Below are 17165 nucleotides of genomic sequence, written 5' to 3' on the forward strand. Positions count from 1 at the left end.
AGCGGCGAATGACGGTGAACGCGAATCCGTACCAGACGATCGGCCTCGGCTACCGCCTCGTCATGACCGCCACGCACGAGTGAGGGAGCCATGGAAGACCAGACGCGACAGCAGCAGGCAGGCCCCGAGGTGCAGGCGCGCATCAAGGCCAGTTTTGACCGGCAGGGGTTGATGCGCCATCTCGGTGCGCGCATCGTCCACATCGCCCCGGGATGCGTGCACATCGTGCTCCCCAGCCGGCCCGAGGTCACCCAGCAGCACGGCTACATCCACGCGGGAGCCACCAGCGCCATCGCGGACAGCGCGGGCGGCTATGCGGCGTTCACCCTGTTCCCGGAGAACACCTCGGTGCTCACGGTGGAGTACAAGATCAACCTCCTGGCGCCCGCCATGGGCGATCACATCGAGGCCGTGGGGACGGTCCTGAGATCCGGGCGAACGCTGACCGTGTGCCGGCTGGAGGTGTTCGGCGTCCAGGACGGGCAGAGGTCACTCGTTGCGACAGGCCAGCAGACGCTGATGTGCGTGGAGAAAAGGAGCGAACAGCCGGAGAACCCCCGTTGAGCGTCACTATCCGTCGTGATAGACCTTGGGCCCGACCGCGTGGTACGCCGCCTTGGAGGCGTCTTTGAGCCACGGCTTCGCGCTGGAGGCCGTGGCGCGATTGGTGTAGATGGCCACGGTGTGGATCAGATACCGGTGGGTGTATCCGGTCCACCCGTACGTCTGCGCGTTGGTCCAGCTGCCCGAGTCGCAGAGGCCGGCTCCCGGGCCCTTTCTCGGACACACGATGCCCCAGGCGTCCGCATAGAGGTCGTCGAGCTTCGAGTACGCGGTGTCGGCTCTGTCCGCGTTGCTCAGCGGGACGACCCACACGGACACCATGATCCGCTGACCCGCGGGGGCGCCCGGGTTGACATAGGCACCCGTGACCATCTTGCTGCAGCGCGCTTTGCTGAGGGCGGTGCGGACGCTGCCTTCGTGGTACGAGCCCGGGCACCTGTCCACCCCGCCGGCCCTGAGGGTGTAGCGCACGTTCTTGGCGGTCGTGAAGGACTGCGGGAGCAGCGCCCCCGACGTGATCGGCGTCGAGTCGGTGCCCTTGGTGTCGAGGTCGGTGGGGTCGAACGGATCCTCGGAGGGCTCCTCGGACTGCGTCTCCGACGGCTCCGGTTCAGGGGAGGTGGAGGAGGGCTCAGCAGCGGCGTACGGAGTGCTGGAGGACGACGTGCTGGAGGACGACGCGTTCGAGCCGCCCTCGTCCGAGCTCTCGGCAGCGGTGATCCCCGCCACCGCGGCGAGCATCAGGCCGATCAATCCCGCGGCCACACCAAGACCGATCTTCGCCGACCGGGCGGGACTCTGGCCGGGTCGTGGCGGATATGGGGGAACAGGGGACGGCCCCGGCGGGCCGGGCGGAGGCGGCGGTACGACGGTCGGTGTGGTGGAGGCCGACAGCGCGGCCTGCCTCAACTGCGTGGCCCACTGCGCGGGAGCGGGCCGCTGGGACGGGGGCTGATGGAGCGCCGCCGTCGCGAGATCGGCCAGTGCGGGGCTGACGGCGGCCAGCCGGCCGAGATCCGTGGAGGACTGGTCGCGGGCGAAGACACGGACGGCCAGCAGCGCGAACTTGTAGGCGTCGCTCTGCGGCGTGCCCTTCTGCTCGGCGGCGGGGATCTGCCAGTCGGGCGTCTCCACCTGAGGCAGGGCCTCCACCCCGCCCAGCCGCATCGCGTCGCAGTCGATGAGGAAGCACTCGGGAGAAGCCTCCGTGGCGAACAGCAGGTTCTTGGGCGACAGGTCGCCCACGACGATGTCCATCGAGTGCAGGCGGGCGAGCGTGTCGGCCAGGTCGGCCAGCAGCAGCAGGCGGTCGCGCTCGCTGACCCGCAGGCCGATCTGGCCGACGTACGCGTCGTCGTTGAGCAGGAACTCCACCGTCGCCAGTTTCCGCTCGGCGCCCGACAGGGTCCGCAGGTCGAAGGAGAACCTGTGGGGCACGGACCGCATCAGGAAACCGGTGACGGCATCACCCGACTCCACGAGCCCGGCGGGCCAGGCCGTCTTGTCGCACAACCACGCCGCGTCCCACCCCGGGAGCCGGCCGATCAGGTCCGTCATCGCGGTGAGGGCGGCGACGTCGAGCTGGCGCAGGACGTCGGGATCGTACTCCTTGTAGACGACGTCCCACTGGCCGTTGATCTTGCGATCGAGCACCTCGTGGACCGCCCCCTGGCCACCTTGGCCGAGGCGCCGTCCGAGCTTGAGAGCGGCGCGGTCCGTCCGGCTCATCGGGCCTCGCTCCGCGGCCAGAGGGCCAGCAAGGTCCGGTCGTCGTCGAACGTCTCCCGCGAGAAGTCGAGCAGGTGGGCCAGCCACAGAGGCGACGGCGGCGCTGCCAGGTGCTCGGCGAACAGCGCGCCGACCTGTCCGTCTCCGTCGCCGAGCGGATCGCCGAACCCGTCGGTCCCCACCAGCAGGACCTGTCCGGGCACCAGCTTCCCGAACCACTGCTCCAGCTTCCGCGGCACCCTGGGCAGTGCGCTGACCGCGGTGGCGACCACGTCCCCCTCGGTCTTCGTGGCGAACAGGGGATGGTAACGCGGCCGGGTCAGGTCGAGCACCCAGGCGCCCGAGTCACCGACCCGGAACAGGGCGATCTCGATGCCTGCCGGGCCGGGGCGAGCCGTACCCGCGACGAGGGTGGTGGCGAAAAGCTCCTCCACCTGTGCCAGGTCCGGCTCGTGCTGGAGCATCGCCGCCGCCTGCCGGTGCAATGTCTCGACCGCGTACCGGACGACCGCGGGGAAATCATGCCCTGGATGGCCCTCGTCGAGCTGTGCGTGGATGGCGCAGACCGCTGCCCAGCAGACCTCGGCCGCTCCGACCCCCGCGGCGGTGGCGCTGGACACCCCGTCGGCCACGGCGAACACCACGGTGCCCGTCCCCTCGTGGACCACGGCACAGGTGGCGTCCTGCCGGGGCTGGCGGTAGTAGCGGTGCCGTTCTCCCCGTACGGAAGCCGATCGGAGCGTCACCTCCGCGGTGGACCAGCCGTCACATTCGAAATCGGGGCACGTGCCTCCCAGCAGCCGCGGGGGTGCCGGCTCGAACTCCGGGCCGGGAATGTCGATCACGACGCGTTGCCACGCCTGGATCTGGTCGGCCTGCCGCCGTACGTGCTGCACGTACACGACCTCCTGAGCTCGTGCCGGGCGTCAGATCTCGTCGATCGCCAGCCGGAACTGGTCCGGCCGGTTGATGACGAGCGTCGGGTTGCCGTCGGCCATGGCGCGGCCGGACGCGACCAGGCTCGCCGTCAGCGCGTGGAAGAACTCGGCGATCGCCCTGCCGATGTCGGCGCTGGGCACCGCGACGAAGGCGAACTCCTGGCGGGTCGCCACCTGCAGCATCGTGTCGGCCCGCGCCGACCCGATCCCGCAGGCGATGATGTTGGGCGCGAACGGCGCGGCGTTCCGGTCGACGAGCATCCGGTGCGGGCCGTGCCAGTGCTGGCCGTCCGTGGGCTGGCCGTCGCTCAGGAAGAACACCACCGGGCGGTGCACCTTGTAGCCGTCGTTCTTGAGCATCCGCACGTCATAGGGAATGCGCTGCAGCAGGTCGGCGAAGGCGGCGCCGTAGTTCGTCGCCCCGCGGACCGCGAGCTGCGGCAGCCTGTCGACCATCCGCATGTCGCTCAGCCCCTGCCGCAGCTGCACGTCCTCGGAGAACCCGAGGATCGCGAGCCGGACCTTCGCCGCGATCATCGGCTCCGCGCGTAAACCGTTGCACAGCGCCGCCAGTCCTCCGGACAGATCCTGGTAGTACGGGCCCATCGACGCCGACTCGTCCGCCACCACATATGCGGGCAGCAGCACTCCCCTCGTCTCGGCCATCGCGCACCCACCGCCCCTTCGGCTTCGGCTCAGTATCAGAGCGACACTAACGTCCTTGTATAGAAGATCAAAGGCATGGAAACCAGGATGTGTCGGTTATAGAGGATGCGTTGATGCTGTGTAAGTGAGGCGTTCTGGCTCCTGGCGCGGGTCGGCGAGGTCGTGGCCGGAGCGGACCAACCAGATCACCATCAGCGCACCCTCGACACCCGCAAGCGCCACAGCGGTGTGGAGGTTCCCCACGCTTGCGAGCGCCCCGAGCACAACTCCCGCAACCAACGGCCCCACCAGCGCGGCGATGCCGTACCGGACAGTGGCCCGCTGCCAGCGCCGGTCCGACCGCTGCGCGCGAATGACCAGGATCATCCAGATCAGGGCCGCCAGGCCGCAGATCAGCGAGAGCGAGTCGGGCACGGGCCGGCCGAGGATGTCGAGGACGTTGAAGACGGCGCCGCCTCCGTACCCCAGCACACCCAATATGCGCACTTGACCGGCGCGCTGCAGGTTGTGTCCCAGCACCGGATGGAACGCCAGCACGACCCCACACATCACCACGCCGTCGAGCGCCTCCCCCCACCAGGGCCAGAACGGCGTGAGAACGTAGAACAGCCAGGACGCCGCCGCGGCGTACAGCGCCACCCTCAGCCGCCGCGTGTCCCGGTCCAGCTCTGGCGGAGGACCTGCCAGCGGGCCACGCAGGCACTGCCACAGCGCCCAGGCCCACGGCATGCCCGCCAGGAGCAGGACGAGCACGTTCGGCCACGTCACCGCGACGCCTTCGTCCGCCTCCGCGAAGAGCGTCAACCACCCCAACGCGCCGAGGTCGCCGGCGGCCAGCGCGAACACGGCGGCGACCGCCAGCGCGACGACGTACACACCCACGATGAGCAGGGCGGGGACGGATAAACGGTGACGACGGAGCACGTGGCACTTCCTGGGGGCGGACGGGATCGGACGCCCTACCGTAGCGAGCCATGACGACGAAGTCGATCAAGAATTCCGGGGCTACCATGGCCGACCATGGCCCACTTCATCTCCGTCCCGTTCTATGACCTGCTCGCCGAGAACAGTCACGTGGCGACGATGCGCGAGAAGTTGCCGCCGGTCCTCGCAGAGGTGCACAGGAGCGTCCTGGAGATCGGCGCCGGCAGCGGCCTGATCACCGTTTCCTTGGCCGAATGGACCTCGGCCGAGCTCTTCGCCCTGGAGCCGTCCGCCGGTATGCGAGGGATGCTGCTCTCCCGGCTGAGCGAGCGACCGGAGCTGCTCGAGCGGGTCACCGTGCTCCCCTATGACGCGCTCAGCCTGGATCTGGACGAGCCGGTCGAGGCCATGGTCATGATCAACGTGATGTACGCCCTGGAGCCCGACTACCGCAAGCGGCTCTGGCCGGTGTTGGCGGAGCACCTCGAACCCGGCGGTCTCCTGGTCTTCACCTGGCGCGACGGCGGCCTGCCCGCACCGCGTCCGCTGAAGGAACTGGACTCCCGGCAGGTGGGACGGCACACCTACACGGTCTCGTCCGAGATCTTCGAGTCGGACGAGGAGTCCTTCAGAGGTCGCTACCTCTACCGGATCACACAGGGTGACAAGGTGATCAGCGAAGAAGAGCTCGTGGGCCATGGCTACCGGCCGACTTGGGAGACGATCCAAGGCGAACTCGTGGGTGCGGGTTTCGTCCAGGCCGACGCGCCGGAGGGGCTACTCGCCTGGCGGCTCGCCTGAGGACACGTCGGCTCTCACCCGAGGACGAACGGGAGTTTCCCCACCAACTCGCCCAGCTCGGCCTGCTCCGCGTCGGTCGGGACACGCCGTCCGGTGCCGACCAGCAGCGCGTCCCTGTCGGAGAACGACGCGGGGAAGGCCGCCCCGGCGATCTCCTCCAGCATCTCGCGGCAACGGGCCAGGCCCTCGGGCGGCGGCTCCGCCGCGTCCGGGAGATGGGCGATCAGGTCGAGGTGGTGCAGCGTCCATTCCATGACGTACACGGAGAGGTAGTCGCCCACGGTGATCACCTCGTCGCGGGTGCCGACCCGGAGGGCCGGGTCGGCGAGTTCGGCGGCGCGACCGGCGGCCGAGCCGACGTCGTCGAGGTGGAACTTGAGCAGCCGAGGCTCCTCGTACGCGGCCGCCAGCCGCACGGTCAGCGCGTCGAGCGGGTCGTCTCCGGTCGGCGGTGACTGGGAGACCTCCCAGTACGTCACCGCGTCGCGCGTCGGCTCCGTCTCCGCGGGCGTGACGAGCGTGATCAGGACGTCCTGAGCATCGATGATCAGGTGGCACACCAGGTCCCGCACGAGCCAGCCGGCACAACCGGACGGCTGTGCGAAGTCCTCGTCCGAAAGTTCGGCGACGGCCGAGCGCAGCGCCGTCCAGGAGCGTGAGAAGAGGTCCACCGCCGCAAGCTAACAGCGCCCGGCCGCCGCGCGCAACGATCTCATACTGTGCTACCGTTCGCAGAAATTGAGAAAGGAAGACGATGGGAACGGACCCAGCCGCGGTCGCTGCGGCGATCGTCGAGATGGCGCGCAACGGGCGTTTCGCGGATGTCGAGGAGCTGTTCGCCCCACCGCTGCGCGCGGTGGTCTCCGCGCAGACGATGCAGGCCGACTGGGAGCGCCAGACGGCCGGCATCGGGGCGATCTCCGCGATCGGGACGCCGACCAGCGAGCCGGCCAGAGCAGGGCTGGTCCGGGTGAGCGTGCCGGTGACGGGCGAGCGGGGCGGGCTGACGGTGGTCATGTCGGTCGACGAGACCGGCCTGGTGCAGGGCCTGCGGCTCGCGCCCGCGCTCACCACGCAGTGGACGCGTCCGTCGTACGCCCGCCCCGAGAGGTTCGACGAGCACGAGGTCACCGTGGGCTCCGGCGCGTCGGCCGTGCCCGGGACGATGAGCGTGCCGCGCGGGCCCGGCCCGTGGCCCGGCGTGGTGCTGCTCGGCGGCGGCGGGCCGTTCGACCGGGACGGCACCGCCGGCCCGAACAAGCCGCTCAAGGACCTGGCCTGGGGGCTGGCCGGGCGCGGCGTGGCGGTGCTCCGCTTCGACAAGGTGACGTACGCCCACAGCCAGATCTCGGCCGAGCCCGGTTTCACGATGAGCGACGAGTACGTCCCCCACGCCGTCGCCGCCATCCAGCTGCTCCAGCGCCACCCGGCCGTCGATGCCGCGCGTGTGTACGTCGCGGGCCACAGCATGGGCGGCAAGGTCGCCCCACGGGTCGCCGCCGCCGAGCCGTCCGTGGCCGGCCTGGTGATCCTGGCCGGCGACACCCAGCCCATGCACCGGGCCGCCGTACGCGTCATCCGCCACCTCGCCTCGCTGGACCCCGGCGCGCAGGCCGCGGTCGAGACGATCACGCGGCAGGCCGCACTCGTCGACAGTCCCGACCTGTCGCCTGACACGCCGGCCGCGGAGCTGCCGTTCGGCTATTCGGGGGCGTACTGGCTGGATCTGCGCGGTTACCACCCCGTGGCGACGGCGGCGGCGCTGGACAAGCCGATGCTCATCCTCCAGGGCGGCCGCGACTATCAGGTGACCGTCGCCGACGATCTCGTCGGCTGGCAGGCGGGCCTCGCCCACCGGCCGGACGTCACCATCCGCGTCTACGACGCCGACGACCACCTGTTCTTCCCCGGCTCGGGCCCGTCCACGCCCGCGGACTACGAGTCTCCCCAGCACGTGGACCCCGCCGTGGTCGCCGACATCGCCGACTGGCTGGCGGGGCCGGCTCATATGGTTCTTCCATGACCAGAAGCCTCCGCCTCGTGCCTGTCACCCCTGCCAACATCGATACGGCCATCGCGGTGAAGGTCCGCCCCGACCAGGAGCCCTTCGTCTCACCGGTGGTGAAATCGCTGGCCGAGGCGTACGTCCACCCGAACGTGGCCTGGCCACGCCTCATCCTCGACGGCGACCGCGCCGTGGGCTTCCTCATGGCGTTCCTCGACATCGACTGGAACGGCAAGGGCGTCGACTTCCGGTCCGGCTTGTGGCGTCTCAACGTGACACCCGACGCGCAGGGACACGGAGTCGGCCGCTTCGCCGTCGAATCGGTGGCGGCCGAGGTGAGGCGTCGCGGCGGCACGCAGATGTACGTCACCTGGGAACCGGGAGAGGGCGGACCCGAAGGCTTCTACCGGAAGCTCGGGTTCGAGCTCACAGGCGAGAAGAGCGGAGGCCAGACGGTCGGGGTGCTGGATCTGGCGTGACCGTCGCCACGCGCAGCAGCCGGAAGGGATCGGCGAAGCCGGCGTAGCGGAGCTTGCTTCTTGATCGCCTGGCTCACGCGACTCCGCGAAGACCTGTAGAACCACTCGCACCGCTCAACGCTTGCGTACATAGTTCCCTTTATGAGTACACTGTGCGCATAACGAGAACGGCATACGCGAATGGAAGTTGGAGCCGTGGCGAAGACCACTAGTTGGGACATGAAGGGCACCTGGGACAGCAAAGGTGCCTGGGAGACTCAGGGCCGCTGCGAAGAGCGCCGGCGCGCCGGACTGGCCGAGGCGGGCCTGCGGCGGATGCGTGACGTGCTGAACGGCCATGTCGCCTCCGGCGCGGTTCCCGGCCTGGTCGCGCTGGTCAGCCGGGGAGACGACACGCACGTCGAGACGATGGGCACCATGCACGTAGGCGGCGCCGAACCTATGCGGCGGGACACGATCTTCCGGATGGCGTCGCTGACCAAGCCGGTCACGGCCGCCGGGGTGATGATCCTCGTCGAGGAGTGCCGGCTGCGGCTGGACGACCCGGTCGACGAGTGGCTGCCCGAACTGGCCGACCGCAGGGTGCTCGCCCGGATCGACGCCCCGCTGGACGAGACGGTGCCCGCGGCCCGCCCGATCACCGTACGCGACCTGCTGACCTTCACCTTCGGGCTCGGCGTTGTGCTGGCGGCGCCGGACACGTACCCGATCCAGACCGCGATCCGCGAGCTCGGGCTGGACACCACCTCACCGGACTTCGGGCCGGAGGAGTGGATCCGGCGGCTCGGGACGCTGCCGCTGATGCGTCAGCCGGGCGAGCTGTGGCAGTACCACGTCGGTTCCGACGTGCTCGGCGTGCTCGTCGCCAGGGTGACCGGGCAGTCGCTGGAGGAGTTCCTGCGCGAGCGGCTGTTCACCCCGCTCGGCATGAAGGACACCGGCTTCCACGTGCCCGCCGACCGGATCCACCGGCTGCCGACCAGCTACGCGCACAACCCCGAGACCGGCGAGCTGGTGGTGTGGGACGAGGCGGCCGGTGGGAAGTACAGCCGCCTGCCGGTGTTCCAGGCGGGCGGCGACGGGCTGGTGTCGACCGTGGACGACTACCACGCGTTCTACCGGATGCTGCTCAACAAGGGGACGCTGGGCGGCGAGCGGGTCCTGTCGCGGGCCTCGGTCGAGCTCATGACGATGGACCACCTGACGCCGGAGCAGAAGGTCGAGAAGGACGTGTTCGGCGACCACTTCGGCCGGCACGGCGGGTTCGGCTTCGGCATGGCGGTCCGCACCCACCGCCGCGACCTGGCCTCGCCGGGCCAGTTCGGCTGGGACGGCGGCCTGGGCACCACCGCGTACGCCGACCCGGCCGAGGACCTCGTCGGCATCCTGCTGACGCAGAGCGCGATGGACTCCGTCCACACGCCGCGCCTGCACCGCGACTTCTGGACCACCGCCTACCAGGCAGCGAGTTGATCGCACCTCAGGCAGCCCGTGACCTGGCAGGGTATGCGGCAACGACCATGACGACGACGGAGGTCAGGGCGATGCCGGCGCCGACGTAGAGCGGCGCGGCATATCCGAGGCCCGCGGTGATGGCCAGCCCCCCGAGCCAGGCGCCAAGGGCGTTGCCGATGTTGGACGCGGACACGTTGGCGCTGGCGGCCAGTGCCGCCCCGTGGGCGACGTCGGTGACGCGAGTGATCATGCCGGGCACGCCGGCAAACCCGAACACCCCCATCAGGAACACCAGGACCACCGACGCGGTGGCGCTGCCGGCCAGCAGACCGAACACGGCCAGGGTGATGGTGAGCCCGACCAGGGCGACGACCAGGGCGCGGTCGCGGTCACGGTCGGCCGCTCGTCCGCCGATCAGGTTCCCGACGACCAGACCGACGCCGTACACCATCAGCAACCAGGCGACATCCGCGGAGGAGAAGCCGCTGACCTCGGTGAAGGTGTAGGCGATGTAGCTGAACGCACCGAACATCCCGCCATAGCTGAGCGCGGTGGCCGTCAGAGTCAGCCAGACCTGCCAGGACCGGAACGCACGGAACTGCGCCCGCAAGCCGCTGGGCGGCATCGGATCGGGGCGGCCGCCCGTCACTGTCGGCGGCCGCGTCTCTCCCGCCCCGCCGGGGACGAGAGCGACGATTCCCACCAGCGCGAGCACGCCGATGCCGGTGACCGCCCAGAAAGCCGCTCTCCAGCCCCAGTGTTCACCGACCAGCGCGCCGAACGGCACGCCCAGCACGTTCGCGACCGTCAGCCCGGCGAACATGACCGCCACCGCGCGGGACTTCTTCTCCGGCGCGACCAGACTGCGAGCGACCAGCGAGCCGATGCCGAAGAACGAACCGTGACACAACGCCGCGACGATCCGCCCGAGCAGCATCACCGGGTAGTTCGGCGCGACAGCGGACAGCAGGTTGCCGATGACGAACAGCGCCACCAGACCGACCAGGATTCTCTTGCGGGGCAGCCGCGCCGTCGCCGCGGTCAGCGCGATCGCGCCGACCGCGACACTTAACGCGTATCCGGAGATCAGCCAGCCCGCCGCCGCCTCGGACACCGTGAAACTCGACGCCACCTGCGGCAGCAGCCCGGCGATCAAGAACTCGGTGAGACCGATGCCGAAACCGCCGAGTGCCAGCGCGATGAGTCCACTCGGCATCCGTCGCTCTCCAATCGCGCGCCCGGCGAGGCACGGGGTACGGCACTTCCCGCCGCTGCGTGTGGACGCCCGGAGCTCGAACCACGCGCGGCAGCGAGGCCCCACTATGTCACCACGGGTGCGAGTGAGTTCGTACGGGGGCGGCCGCCGCAGGCTGTTCAGCGCCGTTGGCGGAGGGCGCGTACCGCGGCCGCCAGCGCCGCCACTCCTTCGGTGATCCGGCCCTCGCTCAGGCCCCCGTAGCCGAGGATCAGCCCCTGCCGCCCCGGCCCGGCCAGCCGGTACGGCCCGACGCCGGCGACGCGGACGCCGTGCCCGGCGACCGCCGCCACCACGTCGTCCTCCCGCATACCGTCCGGTAGCCAGACCACGACGTGCAGCCCGGCCGCCACCCCGGTGGGTTCGAAGCCGGGCAGGGACTCGGCGAGCCGGGCGAGCAGGACGTCGCGGCGGCGCCGGTAGACGGGACGCATCCGGCGCAGGTGGCGGTCGAGCTCGCCGCGTACGAGGAAGTCGGCGAAGGCGAGCTGTTCGATGGCCGGCGAGCCTCGATCGGCCAGCAGCTTGGCCTCGGCGACCGCGTCGGCCAGGTGCGCCGGCACCACGAGCCAGCCCAGGCGGAGCCCAGGAGCGAGGATCTTGCTGAGTGAGCCTGCGTAGACGACCACGTCGGGCGCGAGGCCCTGCATGGCTCCGATGGGGGCGCGGTCATAGCGGAACTCGGCGTCGTAGTCGTCCTCCACGACGACCGCCCCGCGGGCCCGTGCCCACCGAACCACCTCCCTCCGCGCCCGCGCCGGCAGCACGCCGCCGAGCGGCCACTGGTGCGAAGGGGTGAGGACGACCAGATCGGCGTCCGCGCGCTCCAGTGCGGCCGGGTCGATGCCCTCGCCGGTCACCGGCAGGGGAACGACGTCCAGCCCGTGCAGGTGCGCGAGCAGCCGGACGTCGTCGGTCGACGGGTCCTCCACGGCGACCCGGCGCGCGCCGCGGCCGGCGAGCACGCCGATGATCAGTGCGGCCGCCTGCCCGTAGCCGCTGGTGATGAGCACCTGCGAGGAGTCGGTGGAAGTGCCGCGGACGCGGTCGAGGTAGTCGGCCAGTGCCGTGCGCAGCTCGGGCAGGCCGTACCCGTCGAGGTAGTTGAGCCGGCTGTGCGGCGCGTCGGTGAGCACCCGCCTCAGCGAGCGCAGCCAGGCCGCGCGGGGGAAGCTGGCCGGGTCGATGCGGCCGTACCCGAAGTCGATGTGCGGGCCGGCGGTCTGCGGCGGCGGGGGCACGGCGGCGGCCTGCCCGCCCACGGCGGCGACCCGCGTGTAGGAGCCGGGCGTGCTGGTGAGGTACCCCTCGGCGACGAGCTGGTCGTAGGCCTCCACCACGACGCCCCGGGAGACGCCGAGCTCGGTGGCGAGCCGGCGCGAGGAGGGCAGCGAGGCGCCGTGGCGCAGCCGGCCCGCGCGGATGCCGTCACGCAGGGCCGCCTCGATCTGCCGGTGCAGCGGCGTGGCGCCGGTACGGTCGAGCTCCACCAGCAGATCGTCCACCAGGGTCGAGTTCACCGTGTTCACCCGCCGCAGCGTAGCGGGGGCTTACCCGACGGCGAAGGCGCCGACGGAAGCCGCGCACAGCAGCAGCCCCGCGGCGTGCGCCAGGCTGGTCCGCTCCCGCAGCACCAGGGCGGCCAGGGCGACCGTGAAGGCCGGATAGAGGGAGGTGATGACGGCCGAGACGGCGAGCATCGCCTCGCGGGTGGACAGGAAGTACAGAACGGTCGCGCCCACCCCCAGGACTCCCGGCCAGACCGCGGCCCACGGCACCCGCGCCGTCCCGCCGGTCGGGGCCGCACTGCCGGTCCTGGCTCCTTCGACGATGTGGGCCGCTTCGACGATGTGGGCCGTGCCTCGACGGCCTGCCAGCACGAAGACCGCCAGGACGGCGACGGCGGACAGTTGGCTCGCGGCCACCGGCCACAGGCCCGCCGTGTCCCCGGCCCGGTCGAGGCAGACGAACAGCCCGGCGAAGCCGAGCCCGGCCAGCAGCCCCTCGGCCACCCCACCACCGTCGCGCTTGCCCGGCTCCGCGGCGACCAGCCAGATCCCGGGGATGGCCAGGCCGACGCCGACAACCGCGAGCGCCGTGAACTTCCCGCCGGACAGCAGGTCGATCGGGATGGGCAGACCGGCCGCGCCGACCGCTGACAGCGGCCCTGCCACGTTCATCCTCCCTCGGGACAGCCCACGGTAGAGAGCCAGCGTGCCGACCGCCCCACCGATCCCGGCACCGATCCCCCATCCGATCGCGCCCATGCCGGGATGGGCACTGACGGCAAGTGCGGCGACCACGCCGCCGAGCGCGGCGGCGGCCTGCCCGACGAGCCCGACCAGCGCGTAGGGGGCGCGGCGCGACAGCAGCCCGCCGAGGAAGTCCGAGGCGCCGTACAGGGCGGCGGCCGCCAGGGCGAACAGGATCGCCGTCTGCATCAGTGCTCACCGCCCGACGGCACAGGTGACGTGAACGCGTTCGGGCTCGCCAGGGCGCTCGTACCGAAGGACGGCTCCACGCCGACGCCCGGACCGGCGAGGTACCCGTCCGGCCACGGGCCGATGTCCACGATGCTCCGTCCCATGATCTCTTCCTCTCTTGGGGCCATCACGGGTGCAGGAACCATGCTGCTGGCGGATTGGACGGACGGACAGGACCGATTCCGGTCTGCGATGGAGGTCCGATTTCATCGGCCGGCCGCCTCGTACGACGGCTCGGGTGGCTCACGGAGCTTCAGGTCGGGAGCGCTTGGGCGTCCGGGACCTGAATCCGGCGTTCGTAGATTCAGCCGAGGGCCTCGTATTCGGCCGACGGGTGAGCCACCTCAGGGTGGTCCACGGTGTAGCGATGGCCGTAGATCCTCAGCATTGCCCAGTGCCACGCCTCGTCATGGAAGATCAGTCCGCGGAATGGCGTGCCATTCGGCTCATATGGGTACCGTTCCAGCGCAGCTTTCTCGGCTTCAGCCGAAGCGAGTCCTCCGTAGCGCTGCATCACCCACGCAAAGCGTCTGCGCTCGTCTCGCAGGCACGCGACATACTCCTCTTCGCCCCAAACCGTCTCATCCTCACTCCTGGCCATTCCTGAACTATAGGAAGGGCCGTGATTCTGTCGTGGTCGCGCACGCCGTCCAGCTCATCCAGTGGCCCGCGACCCAGCCTCATGATCTACGGTCTGATCCCTAGGCACGGGGGCCGGTGTGCAGGACGACGAACAGCCCCCGCGCGCGGGTGCCATCCGGCATCTGCCAGGAGCCGGCGACGTGGCCGATCGCTTCCGGCGGAAGGAGAGGCCCGCCGTCCAGGGCGGGACGCAGGACGCGGTGCAAGCGGCAACTGGGCGACCAGCACCGGGTCGTGGCAGCCGTCGTAGGCCCAGCGCCGTCCCAGCACCCCGTGCTCCATGGTGCCGACGAGGGCGTGCTCCGCCCCGTCGAGCGGGGCGCCGCGATAGGTGAGCGGCACCAGGTAACTGGTCGGATGGGTGCCGGAGGTGTCGGTGACCACCATGAACTCGATCCCGACCTCCCCCTCCGGGTCGTCCAGCCGGAAGCCGCCGGCCTTGGCCAATTCCGGCCCGCCCGCGCCGCCGACGTACCACGGCCGGGAGGGCAGCCAGGAGGTGAGCAGTTCCAGCTTGGTCGGCTTGAGGGCGGTGTGGTGGATGACGGCCATGCCGAGGACTCTAGATGGCGGCGGCAACGTCGGCCTCGACGCACTCCGAACAGTCGAAAAATACAACAGTGCTGTTATTTTAGTGCGATGCGCCCTTTTCCTCCCATCGAACCCTACGACCACGGGCATCTCGACACCGGCGACGGCCACCTCGTCTACTGGGAAGTCTGCGGCAACCCCAGCGGCAAGCCCGCCCTCGTCGTCCACGGCGGCCCGGGCTCGGGCTGCACACCGGGGCAGCGCCGCTGGTTCGACCCCGAGCGTTACCGCATCATCCTGTTCGACCAGCGCAACTGCGGCCGGAGCCGACCACACGCGAGTGACCCGGACGCCGACCTGTCCAGCAACACCACGCACCATCTCGTGGCCGACATGGAGAGACTGCGCGAGCACCTCGGCGTCAACCGATGGCTGCTGTACGGCGGATCATGGGGATCCACGCTCATGCTCGCCTACGCCGAGGCCTTCCCCGAACGGGTGTCAGAGATGGTCTTCGCCGGTGTCACCACGACCCGTCGCTACGAGATCGACTGGCTGTACCGCGGCGTCGGCCGCTTCTTCCCCGAGCAGTGGCAGCGCTTCCGGGAAGGCGTACCCGAGGCCGAACGCGACGGCGACCTGCTGGCCGCCTACGCCCGGCTCACGTCCGACCCGGATCCCGCCGTCCGCGCCCAGGCCGCCCGGGACTGGACCGCCTGGGAGGACGCGGTGATCTCCCTGGAGACCAACGGCAAGCCGAACGCCTACAGCGACCGTCCGCCCGACGCCCTGCTGGCCCTGACCCGCATCTGCAGCCACTACTTCGCCAACGCCGCCTGGCTGGAGGAGGGAGCACTGCTGCGCGACGCACACCGACTGGCCGGCATCCCCGGCGTGCTCATCCACGGCCGCTTCGACCTGGGCGCGCCGCTCCAGTACGCCTGGGAACTGGCCCAGGCCTGGCCGGATGCCCGCCTCGTGGTCGTCGACGACTCCGGACACACCGGCAGCACCACGATGAACATGGAGATCCTCACCGCACTGGACGCCTTCGCGGACCGGGAAGGCTGAGCCTGGGCGGCCACCGGCGATACCGCCGGAAGCCACGACCACACCGCCCGGCTCTGGAAGATCAAATGAGCACCATCTCCCGATGCCGGCGGCGTTGCAGGGGCTCATCTCCGCGTGTCTGGCGAGCTTGCCACGCACGAAGTGATCGCGGGAATCAGTCGATCTTCGCCTTCCGGGTGATGCCCGAGTAGTACGACTGCAGCAGCGTCTGCAGCTCCGGACGGTCGGTGATGTGGATCGAGGCGACATATCCACAGAGCTGCGAGCCGTTGAAGTCGCTCTCCCCGCCCTCCGGCCACGCCTTCTCGGCGATGAACCGCAGCAGCTCCAGGGCGACCTCGTCGGGCGTTCGATCACCGACCCAGGAGTAGGGCACGTAGAGCACCGAGTCCTGCGGGGTGGACTTGATCTCGAGCTTCTCCGTCTGGGCGGTGCCCACGATCGTGAGCTGGCTGCTCACCGTCCCCATAAGCGTGTCCATCTGCTTCTGGAACGCCAGCACGAGCTGGTTGACGATGTCCTTGTACGCCTCCCCCTGCGGCAGCGGCGGCAACCCCGAAAGCATCTCGGAGGTCAGTACTCCCTGCACCGCCGCGGCGCGCATGTCGTAGGAGCGGACCCAGGCGCGTGTCACCCGCGAGGCCATCAGCGCATGCGCCTGCTGGACCGTTCCGACGCCGTGCCGCAGCGCCGCGACCGCCTTCTCGTTGCTCCCCAGCTTCTTGTTGAGCAGGTCGAGCGCCACCTGCTCATAGCTGGCGGCGTTGAGCAGCGCCAGATCCGGAGTGAGCAGGTAGTGGGCGTCCTTGTCCCGGTACGCGAAGTCGACGGTGCCTCCGGCGGAGAGCGTGTGCGACGCCTCGTGGAACAGGGACGAGGCCGCCTCGAATCGGTCCATCAGGCCGTTGACCAGGTTGGTGCTGAGATCGACGTAGGCGGTGTCGCCGGTGCCGTGCGCGAGCGCGCCCATGGTGGCGGGCAGGGCCGGGCCATGGACCAGGCCCCTGCCCTTGTCGTTGGTGCGGGCGTACAGCTTTCTCAGCTGGGTCAGGATCTCCCTGAAGTGGGGAGCGGCCTCGCCGGCCTTGTCGCCGAAGCAGATCCGCAGGCTCTGCTGCGCCAGCGGCTCCTGGTTCTCGACAGGCACCACGACGCTGGTTTCGAGCTGGTCGATGAGACCGAGCAGGTAGGGGTGCCCAGCCAGAGGCGGGACCCATCCCATGAGCATGTTGAGCGCGGTGACGATCGACGGCAGCCCGTTGGCGCGTTCGTCGAGTGCCTGGGTCCGCTGCGGGTTCTGCGTGGGCAGCGGTTTGTTGAGCCGGTTGAACTCGGTCATCGCGATGAGCCGCTCGTTCGTGTACCTCCTCCCGATGTCACCCCCGAGCTTGGCTTCCTCGGCCTTGACCTTTGCCAGCGCGCCCGTGATGAGCCGGGCGTACGCGGCCCACACGTAGTTCTTGTCGCTCTTGATGTCCGCGAGCATCGTCGCGGTCGGAACTGGAAGCACGGAATCCTCCCCTGTTCGCCGGCACCCCGCGCACGCCGAAGCCGGTCGGGCGGTCGATGGGTGCGGGCGGTGTCCGTCGAGGCCCCTCGCCCCTGCGATGCCGGACACGCCCG

General features: G+C 70.2%; 18 protein-coding genes. 6 read left to right on the plus strand and 12 right to left on the minus strand.

Annotated features, from left to right (window positions below; translation table 11 throughout):
- Nucleotides 1–90 precede the first annotated feature (90 nt).
- Entirely contained in the window at nt 91–564 is a 474-nt protein-coding gene (locus AB0J64_RS43800) for a PaaI family thioesterase (RefSeq protein ID WP_364041496.1), read from the plus strand.
- 6 nt (nt 565–570) lie between these two features.
- On the opposite strand, the gene AB0J64_RS43805 is transcribed toward AB0J64_RS43800, so the two are convergent.
- The 4 genes from AB0J64_RS43805 to AB0J64_RS43820 all read right to left on the minus strand — a co-directional run bounded on the left by AB0J64_RS43805 (nt 571) and on the right by AB0J64_RS43820 (nt 4820).
- Nucleotides 571–2292, minus strand: coding sequence for a hypothetical protein (locus tag AB0J64_RS43805; protein WP_364041498.1), 1722 nt, complete (start codon nt 2290–2292; stop codon nt 571–573).
- Entirely contained in the window at nt 2289–3194 is a 906-nt protein-coding gene (locus AB0J64_RS43810; protein WP_364041499.1) for a protein phosphatase 2C domain-containing protein, read from the minus strand. Before AB0J64_RS43810 ends, AB0J64_RS43805 begins: the two co-directional genes overlap by 4 nt.
- 24 nt (nt 3195–3218) lie before the next feature.
- Nucleotides 3219–3896, minus strand: coding sequence for a VWA domain-containing protein (locus AB0J64_RS43815; protein ID WP_364041501.1), 678 nt, complete (start codon nt 3894–3896; stop codon nt 3219–3221).
- A 96-nt stretch (nt 3897–3992) separates the two neighbouring features.
- Complete coding sequence (locus AB0J64_RS43820) at nt 3993–4820, minus strand: hypothetical protein (protein WP_364041503.1); 828 nt, start codon at nt 4818–4820, stop codon at nt 3993–3995.
- 96 nt (nt 4821–4916) lie between these two features.
- On the opposite strand from AB0J64_RS43820, the gene AB0J64_RS43825 reads away from it, so the two are divergent.
- Nucleotides 4917–5621, plus strand: coding sequence for a class I SAM-dependent methyltransferase (locus AB0J64_RS43825; protein WP_364041505.1), 705 nt, complete (start codon nt 4917–4919; stop codon nt 5619–5621).
- Nucleotides 5622–5635: 14 nt separating this feature from the next.
- Here AB0J64_RS43825 and AB0J64_RS43830 read toward each other — a convergent pair whose 3' ends face one another.
- A complete protein-coding gene (locus AB0J64_RS43830) occupies nt 5636–6292 on the minus strand; it encodes a maleylpyruvate isomerase N-terminal domain-containing protein (protein ID WP_364041507.1) in 657 nt (218 codons plus the stop codon).
- 83 nt (nt 6293–6375) lie between these two features.
- On the opposite strand from AB0J64_RS43830, the gene AB0J64_RS43835 reads away from it, so the two are divergent.
- The 3 genes from AB0J64_RS43835 (at nt 6376) to AB0J64_RS43845 (ending at nt 9578) form a co-directional block, all read left to right on the plus strand.
- Entirely contained in the window at nt 6376–7644 is a 1269-nt protein-coding gene (locus AB0J64_RS43835; protein WP_364041509.1) for an alpha/beta hydrolase, read from the plus strand.
- Nucleotides 7641–8105, plus strand: coding sequence for a GNAT family N-acetyltransferase (locus AB0J64_RS43840; RefSeq protein ID WP_364041511.1), 465 nt, complete (start codon nt 7641–7643; stop codon nt 8103–8105). Before AB0J64_RS43835 ends, AB0J64_RS43840 begins: the two co-directional genes overlap by 4 nt.
- 195 nt (nt 8106–8300) lie before the next feature.
- Nucleotides 8301–9578 carry a serine hydrolase domain-containing protein gene (locus AB0J64_RS43845; RefSeq protein WP_364041513.1) on the plus strand — a complete coding sequence of 426 codons (1278 nt, stop codon included), beginning with the start codon at nt 8301–8303 and terminating at the stop codon, nt 9576–9578.
- A gap of 7 nt (nt 9579–9585) precedes the next feature.
- On the opposite strand, the gene AB0J64_RS43850 is transcribed toward AB0J64_RS43845, so the two are convergent.
- The 6 genes from AB0J64_RS43850 to AB0J64_RS43875 form a co-directional block, all read right to left on the minus strand.
- Nucleotides 9586–10776: an MFS transporter gene (locus AB0J64_RS43850; protein ID WP_364041515.1), complete on the minus strand. Its 1191-nt coding sequence runs from the start codon at nt 10774–10776 to the stop codon at nt 9586–9588.
- A 158-nt stretch (nt 10777–10934) separates the two neighbouring features.
- On the minus strand, nt 10935–12344 hold the full coding sequence (locus AB0J64_RS43855; protein ID WP_364041517.1) for a PLP-dependent aminotransferase family protein: 1410 nt from the start codon (nt 12342–12344) through the stop codon (nt 10935–10937).
- Nucleotides 12345–12365: 21 nt separating this feature from the next.
- Complete coding sequence (locus AB0J64_RS43860; protein ID WP_364041519.1) at nt 12366–13256, minus strand: hypothetical protein; 891 nt, start codon at nt 13254–13256, stop codon at nt 12366–12368.
- Entirely contained in the window at nt 13256–13402 is a 147-nt protein-coding gene (locus AB0J64_RS43865) for a hypothetical protein (RefSeq protein ID WP_364041521.1), read from the minus strand. The genes AB0J64_RS43860 and AB0J64_RS43865 overlap by 1 nt, the downstream gene beginning before the upstream one ends.
- A gap of 200 nt (nt 13403–13602) precedes the next feature.
- On the minus strand, nt 13603–13899 hold the full coding sequence (locus tag AB0J64_RS43870; protein ID WP_364041523.1) for a hypothetical protein: 297 nt from the start codon (nt 13897–13899) through the stop codon (nt 13603–13605).
- A gap of 86 nt (nt 13900–13985) precedes the next feature.
- On the minus strand, nt 13986–14492 hold the full coding sequence (locus AB0J64_RS43875; RefSeq protein WP_364041525.1) for a hypothetical protein: 507 nt from the start codon (nt 14490–14492) through the stop codon (nt 13986–13988).
- Between the two features lie 87 nt (nt 14493–14579).
- Here AB0J64_RS43875 and pip point away from each other — a divergent pair, with 87 nt between their 5' ends.
- The gene (gene pip, locus AB0J64_RS43880; RefSeq protein WP_364041527.1) at nt 14580–15542 is read left to right on the plus strand and encodes a prolyl aminopeptidase; all 963 of its coding nucleotides are present in this window, start codon (nt 14580–14582) and stop codon (nt 15540–15542) included.
- A gap of 154 nt (nt 15543–15696) precedes the next feature.
- Here pip and AB0J64_RS43885 read toward each other — a convergent pair whose 3' ends face one another.
- On the minus strand, nt 15697–17052 hold the full coding sequence (locus AB0J64_RS43885; protein WP_364041529.1) for a hypothetical protein: 1356 nt from the start codon (nt 17050–17052) through the stop codon (nt 15697–15699).
- Between the last annotated feature and the right edge of the window lie 113 nt (nt 17053–17165).

Origin of the sequence: Nonomuraea sp. NPDC049695 (assembly GCF_040674955.1) — a bacterium.
GTDB classification, from domain to species: domain Bacteria; phylum Actinomycetota; class Actinomycetes; order Streptosporangiales; family Streptosporangiaceae; genus Nonomuraea; species Nonomuraea helvata.

Excerpts from the sequence above, each read along its gene's own strand:
- AB0J64_RS43860 (WP_364041519.1), bottom strand. The coding sequence starts at position 13,256 with ATGCAGACGGCGATCCTGTTCGCCCTGGCGGCCGCCGCCCTGTACGGC.
- AB0J64_RS43865 (WP_364041521.1), bottom strand. The coding sequence starts at position 13,402 with ATGGGACGGAGCATCGTGGACATCGGCCCGTGGCCGGACGGGTACCTC.
- AB0J64_RS43815 (WP_364041501.1), bottom strand. The coding sequence starts at position 3,896 with ATGGCCGAGACGAGGGGAGTGCTGCTGCCCGCATATGTGGTGGCGGAC.
- AB0J64_RS43840 (WP_364041511.1), top strand. The coding sequence starts at position 7,641 with ATGACCAGAAGCCTCCGCCTCGTGCCTGTCACCCCTGCCAACATCGAT.
- AB0J64_RS43825 (WP_364041505.1), top strand. The coding sequence starts at position 4,917 with ATGGCCCACTTCATCTCCGTCCCGTTCTATGACCTGCTCGCCGAGAAC.
- AB0J64_RS43800 (WP_364041496.1), top strand. The coding sequence starts at position 91 with ATGGAAGACCAGACGCGACAGCAGCAGGCAGGCCCCGAGGTGCAGGCG.
- AB0J64_RS43850 (WP_364041515.1), bottom strand. The coding sequence starts at position 10,776 with ATGCCGAGTGGACTCATCGCGCTGGCACTCGGCGGTTTCGGCATCGGT.
- AB0J64_RS43805 (WP_364041498.1), bottom strand. The coding sequence starts at position 2,292 with ATGAGCCGGACGGACCGCGCCGCTCTCAAGCTCGGACGGCGCCTCGGC.
- AB0J64_RS43870 (WP_364041523.1), bottom strand. The coding sequence starts at position 13,899 with ATGGCCAGGAGTGAGGATGAGACGGTTTGGGGCGAAGAGGAGTATGTC.
- AB0J64_RS43835 (WP_364041509.1), top strand. The coding sequence starts at position 6,376 with ATGGGAACGGACCCAGCCGCGGTCGCTGCGGCGATCGTCGAGATGGCG.
- pip (WP_364041527.1), top strand. The coding sequence starts at position 14,580 with ATGCGCCCTTTTCCTCCCATCGAACCCTACGACCACGGGCATCTCGAC.
- AB0J64_RS43875 (WP_364041525.1), bottom strand. The coding sequence starts at position 14,492 with ATGGCCGTCATCCACCACACCGCCCTCAAGCCGACCAAGCTGGAACTG.